The sequence below is a fragment of the Aeromonas sp. Prich7-2 genome (assembly GCF_017939255.1).
Taxonomy (GTDB): Bacteria; Pseudomonadota; Gammaproteobacteria; order Enterobacterales; family Aeromonadaceae; genus Aeromonas; species Aeromonas caviae.
Window position 1 is genome coordinate 1 of record NZ_JAGKRI010000012.1, and the last position, 15,024, is coordinate 15,024.

Here is a 15,024-nt window from a genome sequence, read left to right on the forward strand (position 1 = left end):
CCTGACCCCATGCCGAACTCAGAAGTGAAACGCTGTAGCGCCGATGGTAGTGTGGCATTCGCCATGCGAGAGTAGGACACTGCCAGGCACCCAATACAAGAAACCCCGCTCACTCGAGCGGGGTTTTTTATTGCCTGAAATTCAGCACTCACTGGAAGGCAAGCGGGCACTATGGTGCTGTTCGTCGTTCACTTGTTGCCTGCCTGTACCGGAAAAAGTTGCGGCTGCTCTGGCCGCATTGAACCCACATGTTGGCTCTCTCCGTTTTCATCATTTTTAGCGTAATAACCCAGTCGGAGCCGTTCTGTCTAAACCCGCCGCCCGCGCTGCGATTGGGGTTGTATCTGAATCATAACTCGGTAGAGTAAGGGGCATTCCGGGTTTGCCCGTGCCATGGTTTCGGTTTTTTTTCTGGTATGGGACTCTCCGCCTGTTTTTATTCACCTTCACTCAGTGGTACCGATATGGAACAAGTAAACAAGTCAACCTTCAACGATGTGCTGGAATATGTGCGTATGTCCCGCCGTCAGAACAAGCTCAAGCGTGAAATCGCGGACAACGAGAAAAAGATCCGTGACAACCAGAAGCGGGTACTGTTGCTCGACAACCTGAGTGACTATATCAAGCCCGGCATGAGCATTGACGAGGTTCAGGCCATCATCGCCAACATGCGGACCGATTATGAAGAGCGTGTAGATGACCATATCATCAAAAATGCCGAGCTTTCCAAGGAGCGCAAGGAGCTGAGTACCAAGCTGAAGAGTATGAGCACCAGCAAATAATACCGCCCCGCTCTCGTTAACACCGGCCTCTGGCCGGTGTTTCATTTTCATGCCGCAGCTCGGATCTCTTGCCGCGTTGCAACAATCGGCTCCCATTTTCACAATCGCCCTGTTAACATCGCTGCAAAGCGGTCAATAGATTTCAAGCCCTTGACTTGAAACGACTAAGCTTGATTGAAAGACAATAAATTGCGCAACCATGGTGGGGCTGATATGGGCGCATCAAAACAGACGGATTCAAATAAAGTGGCATCTCAGGATTCATCCGTACCTAATGCGGACGGGCAACAGCAGCGTAAACGCCGACCCTGGTGGCGCTGGTTGTTCTGTTTTATCTTCTTGCTTTGCCTGGCTGCCGTGATCGCCCTGGTGGGTTATGAAATGAAGACCTCCCGACTGCAGTCACAGGAGATCTCCCGCTATGCGGCCACCCTGACCTATCAGATCGAACCCGGCCCCAGCAAGCAAATTGCCTTCCCCGACGACGGCCCGTTCGACAAGCGACTCGGTTATGTGCTGATGCCCATGATCCAGGAACGTCTCGTTCAGCGTGGCTACCAGGTGAGCGAACAGGTCCGTTTTTCCGATGCGCTCTACAACTACGCCAGCCACGGTTTCTTCGTGCCTTATACCGAGAAGGTCCAGGCAGGATTGACACTCTATGACTGCCGTGCCGAGCCTTTCTACCAGTACAAGTATCCGACTCATTACTATCCGGATTTCAATGCCATACCGCCCCTGGTCATCCAGTCTCTGCTGTTTATCGAGAACCGTGAACTCCTGAGCAACAAGGAACCGCTGGCCAACCCGGCCGTAGACTGGCCGCGATTTGCCAAGGCGGCGCTGTCTCAGGTGGGCAAGGCGCTGGATATGCAGGATCAATCTGCTGGCGGCAGCACTCTGGCGACCCAGGTGGAGAAGTATCGTCATTCTCCCGATGGACTGACCGTTTCGCCGACCGAGAAGATCCGCCAGATGGTCTCGGCCAGCGTTCGTGCCTATCGGCTGGGGCCCGAGACCCTGGAGGCCCGCAAGCTGGTTGCCTGGGCCTACCTCAACTCGGTCCCGCTCTCTGCAGCGCCCGGTTATGGCGAGGTGCACGGTCTCGGTGATGGCCTCTGGGTCTGGTTTGGCGCCAATGTTGATGAGGTGAATCGACTGCTGGATCCCGCTCGCAACCAGGATTCTACCCTGGCCGAGCAGGGGCTTGCCTTGCGCCAGGTTGTCTCCCTGATGATCGCCCACCGCCGTCCTTCCTATTACCTGGCGCAGGGTAGAGAAGCACTGTCTACCCTGACAGACAGCTATCTGCGACTCTTCGTGCAGGAGGGAATGATCACGCCCCCCCTGATGGAGTCGGCTCTCAAGGCCAAGCTGGTCTTCCGCGATTTCCTGCAGGCACCTGCCATCACTCGAGTCAACAACAACAAGGGACTGCAGGTGGCTCGCACTCGTCTCAGTCGTCAGCTCGGGGTGCAGCTTTATGATTTGGACCGCATGGATCTGACGGCCAACACCACCCTCAATATGCCGCTGCAGAACGAGGTGTCACGGTATCTGCAGCAACTGGCAGACCCTGCATTCGCAGCCCAGGTGGGTCTGTTTGGTGAGCGCCTGCTCTCGCCGGAGAAGACGGGTGATGTGAAGTACAGCTTTACCCTGTTCGAGAAGACGCCGGAAGGGGTCAAGGTGAGGGTGCAGACCGACAACACGGACCAGCCGTTCGACATCAATGAGGGCAGCAAGCTTGAACTGGGATCCACCGCCAAGTTGCGGGTACTGACGACCTATCTCGAAATTGTCACCGAGTTGCATGACAGCTACGGCAACATGCCGGTGGAGAGCCTGCGAAAGATCGAAGTGTCCGATCAGGACAACATCAGCCGCTGGGCCATCGCCTATCTGATGAGTGCCAAGGACAGAAGCCTGCCGGTGATGCTGGAGGCCGCACTGGACCGCAAGTATTCCGCAAGTCCCTATGAAGGCTTCTTTACCGGCGGTGGCATGCACACCTTCAACAACTTCCGCAAGGAAGACAACGGTCGCATCCCGCCCATTCGCGATGCGCTGCGGGAATCCATCAACCTGCCCTTCGTGCGCTTGATGCGGGACATCGTCCGCTACAGCCTCTACAAGGAGGGAAATCGTGCCCAGTTGTTGAAAGATGACAGGGATCCTCGCCGTACCGAGTATCTGGCCAAGTTTGCCGACAAGGAGGGCCAGACCTATCTGCTGAGGTTCTGGCGCAAATATCGTGGCAAGAGTGCAGAAGAGCAGCTCGATACCTTCCTCGATGGTCTCAAACCCAGCGCGGTGCGTCTCGCCGCCGTGCATCGCTATCTGATGCCGGAAGCCTCCCAGGCCGATTTTGCCGCTTTCCTGGCCAAGCGCCTGCCGCGGGAGAAATTGACCGAGAAGCGCATAGAGCAGCTCTATACCAATTACGGCCCTGGCAAATATTCTCTGCCGGATCAAGGTTATATCGCACGGGTGCATCCACTTGAGCTGTGGTTGCTTGCCTATCTCAAGGAGTTTGACAAGGCCACCTTTACCGATGCGGTAACCGCCAGCCGTGACGAGCGTCAGGAGGTCTACAGCTGGCTGTTCAAGACCCGTCATCGCAGTGCCCGGGATAGCCGGATCCGCACCATGCTGGAGGTTGAGGCCTTCCTCGACATCCATCAGCGCTGGGCTCGCCTGGGTTACCCGTTCGATCACCTGGTTCCGTCCCTGGCGACCGCACTGGGCAGCTCGGGCGATCGTCCTGCTGCGTTGGCCGAGCTGATGGGGATCATCCAGAACGGCGGTATTCGTGCGCCGACCCTGCGCATCGAGCACCTCTCCTTTGCCAAGGGGACCCCCTTCGCCACCGTCTTTGAGCCGGCGAACACCCAGGGGGAACGGGTGATGCCTGCCGAGGTGGCCAACGCCTTGCGCAATGCACTCTCCAAGGTGGTGGAAGGGGGGACGGCGCGGCGCATCGCCGGGGCCTTCGCCTTGCAGGATGGTACTGTCCTGGCCCTGGGGGGCAAGACGGGGACCGGGGACAACCGGATCGAGACGGTCGGTCGCTACGGCAATGTGACCAGTTCACTGGCTCGCAACCGAACTGCGACGTTCGTCTTCTACATCGGGGATGATCACTTCGGCACGCTGACGGCCTATGTACCCGGCAGCCAGTCCGACAAGTTCCGCTTCACGTCGGCGCTGCCTGTACAGGTGCTCAAGGGGATGGCACCCCTGCTGGTCCCCTATCTGCAACCTGCTACTCATACCCAGTGCATGGCAGGCAGCTGAGCGGAAATCGCATGAAAAAACGGGGCCATTTCGGCCCCGTTTGATTGTGTACTGCACGCCGCCATAAGGCGGACGTGAGTCATCACTTACAACAGATCTTCAATTTCACCGCGCAGGTACTGGTACATCTCGCGATAGGCTACCGGCGGCTTGTTCAGCTCCCGCTCCTTGTTGGCGGTGCGGATCAGCTGACGCAGCTTCTGGCGATCCAGCTCGTGGAACTGGGACATCAGCTCGTTGAGGGCGCTGTCGCCTTCGGTGATCAGCCGCTCGCGCCACTGTTCGAGGCGGTGCAGGCGGGCGTTCACGGTGGAGTGACGCATCTTGATGATGGAGAGGGCCTCTTCGATGGGGGCGACATCGCGGCTACGCATCAGACGGCCGATGAACTGGAGATGGCGGCGGAAGGACTCATCCTTCTTCGGCTTGAGCTTGCGGCCCAGCTCGACCGCTTCGGCAAGCTCTTCATCCAGGGGGATCTTCTCCAGCTCGCTGTGACTCAGGGAGACGATCTCTTCCCCCATCTTCTGCAATGCCTCGGCATCACGCTTGAGCTGGCTCTTGCTGGGGCCCCAGTCTTCCCACTCGTTGTCGTCTTGATATTGACTCATCGGTCTCTGTATTCCTGTCATTCACGTTTGGCGGATATGTTACCAGCTTCTCCCGCTGGGCGCAGGGGTCTGATATGCTTAGCCCCTTTCCTTCCCTTCATACAGATGTGAGTTATGGACCAGCAAGATCAAATCCGCCAGGATCAATCCCATCTCGAGGCCGTGGTCGCCGAGGCCCTTGAGATAGCGAAAGGGCTGGGCGCCGGGCTTGCCGAAGTCTCCATCAGCAAACAGACCGGCCTCTCGGTGAACACCCGGGGCTGCGAGCTGGAAAGCATCGAATTCAACAAGGATGGCGCACTCGGCATCGCCGTCTATCGCGACGGTTGCAAGGGGTCCTCCTCCACCACGGATCTGACCAAGCCGGCCATTCGCGCCGCTGTGGAAGCGGCCATGGAGATCGCCCGCCACACCTCTCCCGATGACTGCGCCGGTCTTGCGGATGCGGATCTGCTGGCCTGGGATGCCCCGGACCTGCAACTGTGCCACCAAATCGAGCTGGATCCCCAGCGTGGCATCGCGCTGGCCATCGAGTGCGAGCGGCTGGCCCTGGGGCGGGATGCCCGCATCAAGCACTCTGACGGAGCCAGTTTCTCCAGCCACCTGGGCGTCAAGGTCTATGGCAACAGCCACGGCTTCGTAAAAGGCTATGCTGCATCGCGCAACTCCCTGAGCTGCGTACTGATCGGCGAGCAGGATGGCGACATGCAGCGCGACTACGGTTACTCCTCCAGCCGCTCCCTGAACGGGCTGTGGAGTCCCCAGCGCATCGCTGACGAGGCGGTGGAGCGCACTGTTTCCCGCCTGGGGGCTCGCAAGATCAGCACCCGCCATGCCCCTGTGCTGTTCCACCCCGATACCGCTGCCGGTCTGTGGGGCCATCTGGTGATGGCCATCAGTGGGGGGAACCTCTATCGCAAGTCGAGCTTCCTGCTGGACAAACTGGGCAAGCAGATCCTGCCCGAGTGGCTCACCATCCAGGAGTTCCCCCACTTGCCGGGAGGACTTGCCAGCACCCCGTTCGACGGGGAAGGGGTTCGCACCCGCGACATGGACATCATCCGCAACGGCGAGCTGATGAGCTGGCTGCTCACCTCCTACTCCGCCCGCAAACTGGGCCTGACCACCACGGGCCATGCCGGGGGTATCCATAACTGGCAGGTTTCCAATACCGGCCAGGACTTCCAGGGCATGCTCAAAGAGATGGGTACCGGGCTGCTGGTGACCGAGCTGATGGGGCAGGGGGTCAACATCGTCAATGGTGATTACTCCCGCGGCGCAGCCGGTTTCTGGGTTGAAAATGGCGAGATCCTCTATCCTGTGGAGGAGATCACCATTGCAGGCAATCTAGCCGACATGTTCAGCCATATCGTGGCGGTGGGCAGTGATGAGGATGAGCGTTCCAGCCTCAAGACCGGCTCCGTACTGGTCGAGCAGATGAAACTGGCGGGGCACTGATCCCCCTCCGTCCGATCTGGAATATGGTGTCTAGTCCTGAGATAGGTCTACACATTTTCAGCTAGCTTTTAGCACTCAGAACCCCCGATGCGTCACATCAGGGGTTCTGTATTTCAATGCCTGATGCGGTTGCTCCAGGTTATAAGTATCCACTGCCTTTCGCACTTTTCCCCGCCTGCGCCAGCCTCTGCAGGCTTTGCAGCAGTGACTCTCTTTTCAAGATCTCAGTGCATTTTGGTGACAGTTATGAGTATCTGTCATCAAGCATTTGACCCCGTGTTGTTCATGCAATGACTGATACAACCCCGAACAATACTGCACCTGGTGGTCCGAATGATGAATAAGCTCTCCGTGGTCACGTTGTTGCTTCAGTGTTTTCTCGATCACCATCGACTCGGCATTCATCTCTTAGTTGCCACTATTTTGCGTGAGCAGGTGTCCGTCACCTAGCTCAGGTAGAGCGGCCCTGAGTGTCATAACGCGTCTGCGTCTGTTTATAGGTGAGCTTGCCTTCTTCAATCTGCTCGACCAGGGCCAGTTTAAAAATCAGAGTAATTGTGTTGTGTTCGTTTACGCCCTGTCCCATCGAGATCTCCATCTATTCGGAGGAGAAGATGCAAACCATATTCAGGCAGATGCGCCGATCAGACGTCGGCCAGCTGCAATGCCTGGCGGTAGTACTCGTTGGCCTTGTTGGTCAGGCGGCGCTTGTCCATCACCTGGCCGAGGGCGTGGTAGAGGGCGGCATCAGGCGCCTTCGCCACTTCCTGCTCCAGCAGGCGCTGGGCTTCGTCCAGTTGACCGGCCAGCAGGCAGACCCGGGCCAGCGCGGCTTCGGCGCCAGGCTGATCCTGGATCTTTCTGAGCAGGGTCAGCATGGGCTGGTAGTCGTCCAGTTTGAGCTTGGGCAGGCGGGCGAACAGCTCGGGGGAGGGATCCTTGCGCAGGGCCTCCAGCCAGAGATCGGCGGCTTCGGCATCGGCCCCCAATCGGCGCAGGCGATCCCCGTAACTGGCCAGCAGCACGGGATCCTGGCGCTGTTTGCGGGGCAGACCCTGCCAGACCGTGCGCAGGGTGTCGAGGGAGCCGCTGGCGGCCTCCAGACGACCGCACCACGCCTGGTGCAGCAGGGTCTCTTCCTGCTGGGCGGTCAGCTTGCCCACCTTGCGCAGGGCAGGGGCGAGATCGATGAGGGCCGCCCAGTCTTCACGGGCCAGATACACCTGACGCAGCTGATCCAGCACCATGGGGTGGCGCGGGTTGAGGGCATAGATGGACTCGAGGCGACCGAGGGCGCTGTCGTACTGGCCCTGCTCAATCTGCAACTGGGTCTGGATCAGGGTCAGTGCCAGCTCTGCCTTGGGGTTCTCTTCCTGAGCTTTCTGCAGGTAGTGATCCCGGCGCACGTCATCGCCCCGGGCCTGGGCCACCCGGGCGGCGCTCAGGTAGTTGAGTAGCGGGGTGTCGCTGTTGTCGGCGCCCTTGATGAGGAGCTTCTCGGCCTGGTTGTAGTGCCCCTCTGCCATGGCCAGGGTGGCATTGACGGTTTGCAGGTTGGCCTTGCGGCGGCGGCGGGAGCCGAACCAGCCCTGGGTCTTGCGGCGCAGGCCGAACAGGCGGGCCAGCACCCATTCCACGATGAGCAGGGCGCCGTAGAACAGCACCGCCAGGATCACCGCGCTGGTGACCGAGGATTCCACCGTGTAGTTGCCCAGCGAGATGAGCACATAACCCTTGTTGCCGGAGGCTTCGGGACCGAAGATGAGGCCCGCCACCATCACGGCGACTATGACGATCAGACGAATCATGGTCTCCTCCTCAGTTGCCGGCCAGGATGCGTTGCAGGCGTTCGGTCAGCACCTGTTCCAGCATGGTCTGGGTCTTGAACTGATCCGGGTAGTCAAACTGGATCTGCTCGCCTTTGAGCTTGTCGAGCTCGGACTGCATGTACTGGGTGGCGCTGTTGTCGGCATCGAAATACTGGGTCAGCCAGCGCTGGGCCTTCTCCAGGCTGTCGACATAGAGGGACTGCTGTTCGCGATAGACGGCGAGCTGGGCCTGCAGCAGCTTGGTCTTGAGGTTCTCCCGCAGGAAGATCTCCTGCTGCGGGGAGAGCAGGGCTTCCACGGCGCCATCGCGACGACGGATGGTGATGAAGTTTTCGGTGAACTTGACCCAGTTCTTCTTCAGGTTGCTCTGCCACTCGTCCGGGTTGGTGCTGACGGTCTGGTCGGGCTCGCTCTTGGCTTCCGGCATGCTGACGGTGGAGAGGGGCAGCAGCTCGATCTGGTCCGAGAGGGCGGCCAGCTTCAGGGTCAACCCTTCGCGATCGACCCGCGGCATCCCCTTGAGCTTGGCGATGTCTTCCGCCAGCGCCTTGCGAATGGGCATCAGGCTGGGGTCGTTGAGCGCCTTGATGCGCTCGTCGGCGTTGCCGAGCAATGTGATGGCGGAGACGATGTCGTGTTCGAGCCACAGCTTGCGGCCCGCCATGCGCACCAGGTATTCGGATTCCGCCAGCATCCAGTCATTGGGGCGCTTGTCGTCCAGATCCAGCACCTTGGTCTGCAAGGCGTCCAGCGCCTCCTGCAACTGCTGCTGGCTCTTGCCGAGGGCACCGATCTGTTCGGCATCCTTGCTGCTGCCCTGATCAATTCTGGTCATGGCGTCGGCCAGTTGCTGCTTGAGGGCTACCAGTTCGGCCTGCTGGGCAACGGCGTTCTGGTGTCCGTGCACATAGAGACCACCGGCCAGCCCCAGGGCCAGCAGGATGGCGATGCCGCCAAGCACGGTGCCAGAGCTGCCCTTCTTGCTCCCTGTCGTTCCGGGCGCGGGCTTGTTGTTGTCGGCCACGGTGGCCGCGGCACTCGGCTGGACTTCTTGCTGTTCAGTCATTCCATCTTCCTCAGTTCCAGGGCGGCCACCAGAGCCTGGTTGGATGCACCTTGGGCAATCACGATACGGGTAAAACCAGCCCCTTCTGCCATCTCGGCCACCCGGGGACTGGGCACCACCAGCAGGCGGTCATAAAGCCAGGGGTGCTGCGGGCCGGGCACCAGGGCCAGCAACCGCTGCAACAGTTCGCCACTGGTGATGAGCAGGCTGTCGAGCCCGGCTGCCTGCCAGTGGCGGGTCAATGCGTCCCCGTCAAGATCGGGGTAGTGGCGCTCGTAGGTGGCACAATAGTGCACCAGTGCGCCCCGTGAGGCCAGCGTCCGGGCGATGAGATCCCGCCCGTCGTTGCCGCGCAGGATCAGCACCCGGCGGCCACTCACCCCTTGCAGTGCCGGCAGGGCCAGCAGCCCTTCGCTGCGGGGATCGGCCGGGCACAGGGCCTGGATGCCAACCTCGGCAAAGGCATCCGCACTCGCCTGGCCGACTGCAAAGTAATCAATATGCGGCCAGGTCTGACCAGTTTGCAACAGAAAATAATGTGCAAAATGAACGGCATGCATGCTGACGGCGATAACGAGGTCCGCCTCTCGCAGCATGTCACCCAGGTGAGGGAGGTCGCATCCCGGCCGGGTTTCCAGCAACGGACAGCAGAGCGGTGCATGACCCAGCTGGCGAAGCATCTGCACCAGCTGGTTGGCCTGGGCGGCCGGGCGCACCACCAGGGGGATCATCAGGCGGTGCTCCGGGCAGATGACCGCGAACCGGCCCGTGCTGCACTCATGCCCGGTAGACCTCGGCGAGGATGACGTCGGCGCCAGCGGCCAGCAGGCGCTGGGCCAGGGTGTGGCCCAGTGCCTCGCCCTCTGCCAGGGGGCCGCGGATCTCGTCGCGAATGACGCGGGCACCGTCCGGGCTGCCCACCAGGCCGCGCAGCCATACCTCTTCTCCCTGTACCAGGGCATAGGCCCCGATAGGAACCTGACAGCCCCCTTGCAGGGCGCGGTTCATGGCGCGCTCGGTCAGCACCCGGATGCGGGTCTCGGGGTGTTCGAGCGGCGCCAGCAGGGCGTGCAGCTCGTGATCGTCGAGGCGGCATTCGATGCCGACCGCCCCCTGGCCGTTGGCGGGCAGGCTCTGCTCGGGCTCGATGAAGGCGGCGATGCGATGGGCCATCTCCAGTCGTTTCAGGCCGGCGGCGGCCAGGATGATGGCGTCATATTCACCGGCATCCAGCTTGGCGAGGCGGGTGTTGACGTTGCCCCGAAGGTCGCGGATCACGAGATCAGGGCGGGCAGCGCGCAGCTGGCACTGACGGCGCAGGCTGGAGGTGCCGACCACGGCCCCTTGAGGCAGCTCGTCTATCAGCTTGAACCGGTTGGAGACGAAGGCATCGCGCGGGTCTTCCCGCTCGCAGATGGTGTGCAGGCCGAGTCCATCGGGGAACTCCACCGGTACGTCTTTCATGGAGTGGACAGCGATGTCGGCACGCCCTTCCAGCATGGCAGTCTCCAGCTCCTTGACGAACAACCCCTTGCCGCCGACCTTGGCGAGGGGGGTGTCGAGGATCTTGTCACCCTGGGTGCTCATGGGCACCAGTTCGACCTGCAGATCCGGATGGAGTGCCTCCAGCCGATCTTTCACAAAATTGGCCTGCCACAGGGCCAGTGGGCTCTTTCGAGTGGCAATTTTCAGGGTTCGGGCTGCCATATCAATCAGTTGTTTCATCTTTTGAGAGGAAAACGATCTTACCACCCTTTGCAGGGGCTTTCATGGCGCAGCCCGCAAAAGCGGGGCCAAGCTCAAAAACGGGGGCTGAAAATTATTTTCATTCAGCCAACAATTGATTTTAAATCATTGAAAATAAGCAATTTTATTGCTTTCCGCTGATACCGTTACGAACGGGGTCAGAAATAATCCGGTGATTGTGTGCGGGCTTGTTTACCACTGCTGTTTGTATTGTTAACATGATCACACTTTTTTGACGTCTCCCCGTTTTGGTGCGTCATTTCTCTTCCCCATAGGTAGGGCATTGCTGGTTAAACTCGACACGCTGGTGGCGCGCTACGACGAACTCAATCGTCTCAAGACGCAACGAGCGCTGGATCTCATGAGTCGCTACGGGCAGCAGGTTTTCCACTTGCTGCCTGTCATGCTGCACTTCAATCACCCCCTGTTGCCCGGTTATGTGGCAGGGGATGTGCCTCATGGTATCTGGAGTTTTGTCGCCAACGAGGCCCAGCAGGCCTTCATCCAGGATCTCTGCCAGAACGCCAACTGCCAGGGCGGTCTCAGTACCCACGACAAGTCCATCCAGGGCCTCTACTCCATGGGGAGCACCTCCTCCATCGGTCAGTGCTGCCACTCGGATCTCGACATCTGGGTCTGTCACGTGGCCGGTCTGTCGAGCGAGCGCCTCGCCCTGCTGGAACAGAAGTGCCAGCACCTCTCCATGTGGGCCGAGCAGCGGGGGGTCGATCTCAACTTCTTCCTGATCCCCGAAGACAAGTTCCGTCAGCGTAACGATGCCCAGATGCAGGGGGAGAGCTGCGGCAGCGCCCAGCACCTGCTGCTGCTCGACGAGTTCTACCGCAGCGCCATGCATATCGCCGGCAAGCGGCTGCTTTGGTATCTGGTGCCGGCCGAATATGACGATCACTACGACGACTACGTCAACGGCCTGTTTGCCCACGGTAAGTTGAGCCAGGATGACTGGCTCGATCTGGGGGGCTTTGATCGCATTCCTGCCGAGGAGTATTTCGGCTCCGCCCTGTGGCAGCTCTACAAGGGGATCGACTCCCCCTACAAGGCGGTGCTCAAGTCGGTGCTGATGGAGGCCTACTCCCACGAGTATCCCAACACCCGGCTGCTGTCGGTTACCAGTCGCGACTGGTTCCAGCACAACGAGGGGATGCACTACCGCCTCGACAACTACTGCCTGATGCTGGACAAGGTGACCAACTACCTCAAGTCCATCGGCGACATGCAGCGCCTCGATCTGGTGCGTCGCTGCTTCTATCTGAAGGTGTGCGACGGGCTGAGCCATCCCAAGGAAGATCACTCCCCGGACTGGCGCCGGGAGCAGATGGCCCAGCTGGTAGCCTACTGGGGCTGGAGTCCGGAGCGCCTTTACCACCTTGATCACCGCCAGGAGTGGAAGGTCGAGGACGTCAAGGTGGCCTACGCCGAGTTGCTGGAGGCTCTGATGCAGAGCTACCGCAATCTCATCCAGTTCGCCCGGCGCAACAACATCAGCGAGTCCATCAACCCGGAAGACATCGGCATCCTGTCGCGCAAGCTCTATGCCGCATTCGAGAGCCTGCCGGGCAAGGTGCAGCGCATCAACCTCAAGATTGCGCCGGATCTCGGCGAGCCGGATCTCAGCCTGGTACAGGTACCCCACGGCCGCCTGAATCGCGCCGGCTGGTATCTCTACAAGCATTCCCTCGAACCCGCCGACATCATTGGCCGGGCGCCGCTCGAATATAACGGCTACATCAGCAAGCTGGTGGCCTGGGCCTATTTCAACGGCCTGCTGACGCCCCAGTCCCGGGTACACCTGTTCAACCAGGGCTCGGATCTGCACATCGACAACCTGCATCAGTTCTGTCGCGATCTCTCCGGGACCTTCCCGGTCAAGTATCCCCGTGCGACCAACCTAGCCCTGAGCCGGCCGTGCGAGATCCGCCAGCTCTCCATCTTCCTGAACCTGGAGACGGACCCGTCCAGCCACTGGGTGGGGCAGGTGATCGAGTTCGATGCCAACGCCGCCGATGTCTTCTCGTTCGGTCGCAACCAGGAGTGTCTGGTGGGATCCGTGGATCTCGTCTATCGCAACTCCTGGAGCGAGATCCGCACCCTGCACTTCGAGGGGGAGGAAGCCGTGGTGGACGCCCTCACCACCATCCTCGGCAAGATGCACCAGGATGCCGCGGCCCCCGAGATGATCGAGGTGTTCTGCTACAGCCAGCACTTCCGCTCCCTGGTGCGCACCCGCTTCCAGCAGCTTGTGGCTGAATGCATCGAGTTGCGCCTGGCCCGGGACAAGCAGCAGCTGGTCAAGACGCTGGCGCTCGGCAAGGAGAAGTACGGCATCTTCTTCGAGCGGCGCGGGGTGTCGGTCAAGAAGCTGGAAAACGCCATCGACTTCTACCGCCACATCTCCCACAACAAGCTGGATCACCTGCCGCTGCGCCTCGACAAGACTCACAGCCAGCATCTGCCCGGCATCGTCGACGCCTACGCCAGCGAAGGGCTGGTGCAGTTCTTCTTCGATACCCGGGATGCAGGCACCAACATCTATATCCTGGACGAGGCGAATCGGGTGGAGATCTACCAGCACTTCGCCGGCAACAAGGACGAACTGGTACAGGGGGTGAACCGGTTTTACACCTCGGGTCACGAGCGATTCAGCAATGCGGGTCAGTTCAGCAACTTCAACCTGCCCCAGTACTACGAAATCGTGCAGGTGGGTGACAAACTCGATGTGATCCCCTACCGCAGCCAGAGCCCGCAGCGGGACACCCCAGGAGCGGCGCGGGAAGTAGGATGATGCGCTGATAACAGCACCGGCAAGATGGCAAACGGCCTGCATGATGCAGGCCGTTGTCGTATCCGTGGTGCGGGAATCAGGCGTGGAGGGGGCGCAGCCAGTGGGGGGATGCCGTCGAGCATCGCCGTCAGGGATGAAAGCAAACGGCCTGCTGATGCAGGCCGTTGTCTTACCCGTGAGCCGACAATCAGGCGCCGAGGCGGGCCAGCAACCAGCTGCGAATGTCGCCCAGCTGGGGGCGGCAGATCTCGTGGCGCATGGGGTACTCGTGCCACTCGGGGCTGAGTCCCGCCGCTTCCAGCCGGTTCTTGGCGTCCCAGCCCATGGAGAGGTTCACCACGTCGTCATAGATGCCGTGCATGTAGCAGATGGGCAGGGCGCGGGCCGCCTCGCTCATCTCTGCTTGCAGGGCATCGGGTACCGCCAGATAGGTGGACATGCAGAGCAGGCCAGCCAGTGGCACCGGATGGCGCAGGGCGGTGAAAGAGGCGATGACGCCCCCCTGGGAGAAGCCGGCCAGCACGATGCGCTCGGGGGGGAAACCCTCGGCCACCAACTGTTCGATCAGCGCGGCGATACGGGCCGCTGACTCCCTGACATGGGACTCCACGGCGCGATCCGCCGGATCCTCGAAGCTCTTGATGTCGTACCAGCCGCGCATCCTGTAGCCCATGTTGATGGTGATGGGGCGCTCGGGCGCATCGGGCAGCAGATGGCGGACGGGCAGGTCGGCGGGCAGGGCCAGCGCCTCCACCAGGGGGGCGAGGCCGGCGCCGGAGTCCCCCAGCCCGTGCAGCCAGATCACCGCATGGCGGGCACCTTCGGGATGCAGATCCGTCATGAGAAGACCACGGGCTCGCCGGCCTGGGTGGTGCAGGCCCGAGTCAGCAGGGCCTTGAGCTCGTCGCCGAAGCGGTTGTCGATCCAGCTGTCACCGCGCAGCTCGAAGTGGAAGCCGTTTTCCCGGGTAGCGACCCAGATCTGGTGCAGGGGCTCCTGCTTGTTGATGATGACCTTGGTCTTGTTCTCGAAGCTCAGGGTCAGCACCCCGCCGGCGCGTTCGCAGTCGATATCCGGATACCCCTCGTCGATGGTGTCTTCCACATACTGGAAAAAGGCGTCGGTCAGGGCGTGATACTCGTGATCCTTCATCGGTTTATCCTGTTGCTTTTAACAATGTGAGTGCGATTATAGAGGGCCAAAAATTTTTTCGCAGCGAACCATTATGATTACCCAGTTCACCAAGTGCCTGTTTGCCGCGTCGCTGTCGCTCGGGTTGGCCGCCTGTGGCCTGACGGGGCCGCTCTACATGCCGCCGGCCGAACAGCCCGCACCTGCAGAGCAGACACCGCCCAAGACAGAGAGTACACCGCAAGCCGCCTCGCCTGCGACCGCTACACCGGCCTCAGAGGCCGCGCCGCAATAATCTAGG

Annotated in this window: 13 protein-coding genes and 1 pseudogene; 5 read left to right on the forward strand and 9 right to left on the reverse strand. The window is 60.6% G+C overall.

The window, feature by feature from the left end; translation table 11 throughout:
* The first annotated feature begins 464 nt into the window (after positions 1–464).
* A complete protein-coding gene (tmaR, locus tag J9892_RS03305; protein ID WP_010672687.1) occupies positions 465–782 on the forward strand; it encodes a PTS system regulator TmaR in 318 nt (105 codons plus the stop codon).
* Between the two features lie 213 nt (positions 783–995).
* A complete protein-coding gene (locus J9892_RS03310) occupies positions 996–4,079 on the forward strand; it encodes a transglycosylase domain-containing protein (protein WP_103858865.1) in 3,084 nt (1,027 codons plus the stop codon).
* An 86-nt stretch (positions 4,080–4,165) separates the two neighbouring features.
* Here the strand turns inward: J9892_RS03310 and yjgA are convergent, their stop codons facing one another.
* A complete protein-coding gene (yjgA, locus tag J9892_RS03315) occupies positions 4,166–4,690 on the reverse strand; it encodes a ribosome biogenesis factor YjgA (protein WP_010672689.1) in 525 nt (174 codons plus the stop codon).
* 114 nt (positions 4,691–4,804) lie between these two features.
* Between yjgA and pmbA the strand changes: the two genes are divergently transcribed.
* On the forward strand, positions 4,805–6,148 hold the full coding sequence (pmbA, locus tag J9892_RS03320) for a metalloprotease PmbA (protein ID WP_043154058.1): 1,344 nt from the start codon (positions 4,805–4,807) through the stop codon (positions 6,146–6,148).
* A gap of 75 nt (positions 6,149–6,223) precedes the next feature.
* On the opposite strand, the pseudogene J9892_RS24560 reads toward pmbA, so the two are convergent.
* The 6 genes and pseudogenes from J9892_RS24560 to hemC all read right to left on the reverse strand — a co-directional run.
* A pseudogene (locus J9892_RS24560) lies at positions 6,224–6,618 on the reverse strand (DDE-type integrase/transposase/recombinase); the annotation flags it as partial.
* A complete protein-coding gene (locus tag J9892_RS24990) occupies positions 6,600–6,734 on the reverse strand; it encodes a hypothetical protein (protein ID WP_010672691.1) in 135 nt (44 codons plus the stop codon). The pseudogene J9892_RS24560 and the gene J9892_RS24990, both read right to left, overlap by 19 nt.
* Positions 6,735–6,792: 58 nt before the next feature.
* Entirely contained in the window at positions 6,793–7,956 is a 1,164-nt protein-coding gene (locus J9892_RS03325; protein ID WP_010672692.1) for a heme biosynthesis HemY N-terminal domain-containing protein, read from the reverse strand.
* A 10-nt stretch (positions 7,957–7,966) separates the two neighbouring features.
* Complete coding sequence (locus tag J9892_RS03330; protein ID WP_039039811.1) at positions 7,967–9,043, reverse strand: uroporphyrinogen-III C-methyltransferase; 1,077 nt, start codon at positions 9,041–9,043, stop codon at positions 7,967–7,969.
* The gene (locus J9892_RS03335; protein ID WP_049637246.1) at positions 9,040–9,774 is read right to left on the reverse strand and encodes a uroporphyrinogen-III synthase; all 735 of its coding nucleotides are present in this window, start codon (positions 9,772–9,774) and stop codon (positions 9,040–9,042) included. The genes J9892_RS03330 and J9892_RS03335 overlap by 4 nt, the downstream gene beginning before the upstream one ends.
* 46 nt (positions 9,775–9,820) lie before the next feature.
* A complete protein-coding gene (gene hemC / locus J9892_RS03340; RefSeq protein ID WP_155418873.1) occupies positions 9,821–10,750 on the reverse strand; it encodes a hydroxymethylbilane synthase in 930 nt (309 codons plus the stop codon).
* Positions 10,751–11,072: 322 nt separating this feature from the next.
* Between hemC and J9892_RS03345 the strand changes: the two genes are divergently transcribed.
* Complete coding sequence (locus tag J9892_RS03345; protein ID WP_042879398.1) at positions 11,073–13,592, forward strand: class I adenylate cyclase; 2,520 nt, start codon at positions 11,073–11,075, stop codon at positions 13,590–13,592.
* A 187-nt stretch (positions 13,593–13,779) separates the two neighbouring features.
* Here J9892_RS03345 and J9892_RS03350 read toward each other — a convergent pair whose 3' ends face one another.
* On the reverse strand, positions 13,780–14,433 hold the full coding sequence (locus J9892_RS03350; RefSeq protein WP_200163888.1) for an alpha/beta fold hydrolase: 654 nt from the start codon (positions 14,431–14,433) through the stop codon (positions 13,780–13,782).
* Positions 14,430–14,744 (reverse strand): iron donor protein CyaY, encoded by a 315-nt coding sequence (cyaY, locus tag J9892_RS03355; RefSeq protein ID WP_010672698.1) that lies wholly within the window; start codon positions 14,742–14,744, stop codon positions 14,430–14,432. Before cyaY ends, J9892_RS03350 begins: the two co-directional genes overlap by 4 nt.
* A 73-nt stretch (positions 14,745–14,817) precedes the next feature.
* Here cyaY and J9892_RS03360 point away from each other — a divergent pair, with 73 nt between their 5' ends.
* Positions 14,818–15,018, forward strand: a complete 201-nt coding sequence (locus tag J9892_RS03360; RefSeq protein ID WP_082180910.1) for a lipoprotein — start codon at positions 14,818–14,820, stop codon at positions 15,016–15,018.
* Positions 15,019–15,024 lie beyond the last annotated feature (6 nt).

Coding starts and splice junctions, on each gene's coding strand:
- tmaR (WP_010672687.1), top strand. CDS start 465: ATGGAACAAGTAAACAAGTCAACCTTCAACGATGTGCTGGAATATGTG.
- J9892_RS03310 (WP_103858865.1), top strand. CDS start 996: ATGGGCGCATCAAAACAGACGGATTCAAATAAAGTGGCATCTCAGGAT.
- yjgA (WP_010672689.1), bottom strand. CDS start 4,690: ATGAGTCAATATCAAGACGACAACGAGTGGGAAGACTGGGGCCCCAGC.
- pmbA (WP_043154058.1), top strand. CDS start 4,805: ATGGACCAGCAAGATCAAATCCGCCAGGATCAATCCCATCTCGAGGCC.
- J9892_RS24990 (WP_010672691.1), bottom strand. CDS start 6,734: ATGGGACAGGGCGTAAACGAACACAACACAATTACTCTGATTTTTAAA.
- J9892_RS03325 (WP_010672692.1), bottom strand. CDS start 7,956: ATGATTCGTCTGATCGTCATAGTCGCCGTGATGGTGGCGGGCCTCATC.
- J9892_RS03330 (WP_039039811.1), bottom strand. CDS start 9,043: ATGACTGAACAGCAAGAAGTCCAGCCGAGTGCCGCGGCCACCGTGGCC.
- J9892_RS03335 (WP_049637246.1), bottom strand. CDS start 9,774: ATGATCCCCCTGGTGGTGCGCCCGGCCGCCCAGGCCAACCAGCTGGTG.
- hemC (WP_155418873.1), bottom strand. CDS start 10,750: ATGGCAGCCCGAACCCTGAAAATTGCCACTCGAAAGAGCCCACTGGCC.
- J9892_RS03350 (WP_200163888.1), bottom strand. CDS start 14,433: ATGACGGATCTGCATCCCGAAGGTGCCCGCCATGCGGTGATCTGGCTG.
- cyaY (WP_010672698.1), bottom strand. CDS start 14,744: ATGAAGGATCACGAGTATCACGCCCTGACCGACGCCTTTTTCCAGTAT.
- J9892_RS03360 (WP_082180910.1), top strand. CDS start 14,818: ATGATTACCCAGTTCACCAAGTGCCTGTTTGCCGCGTCGCTGTCGCTC.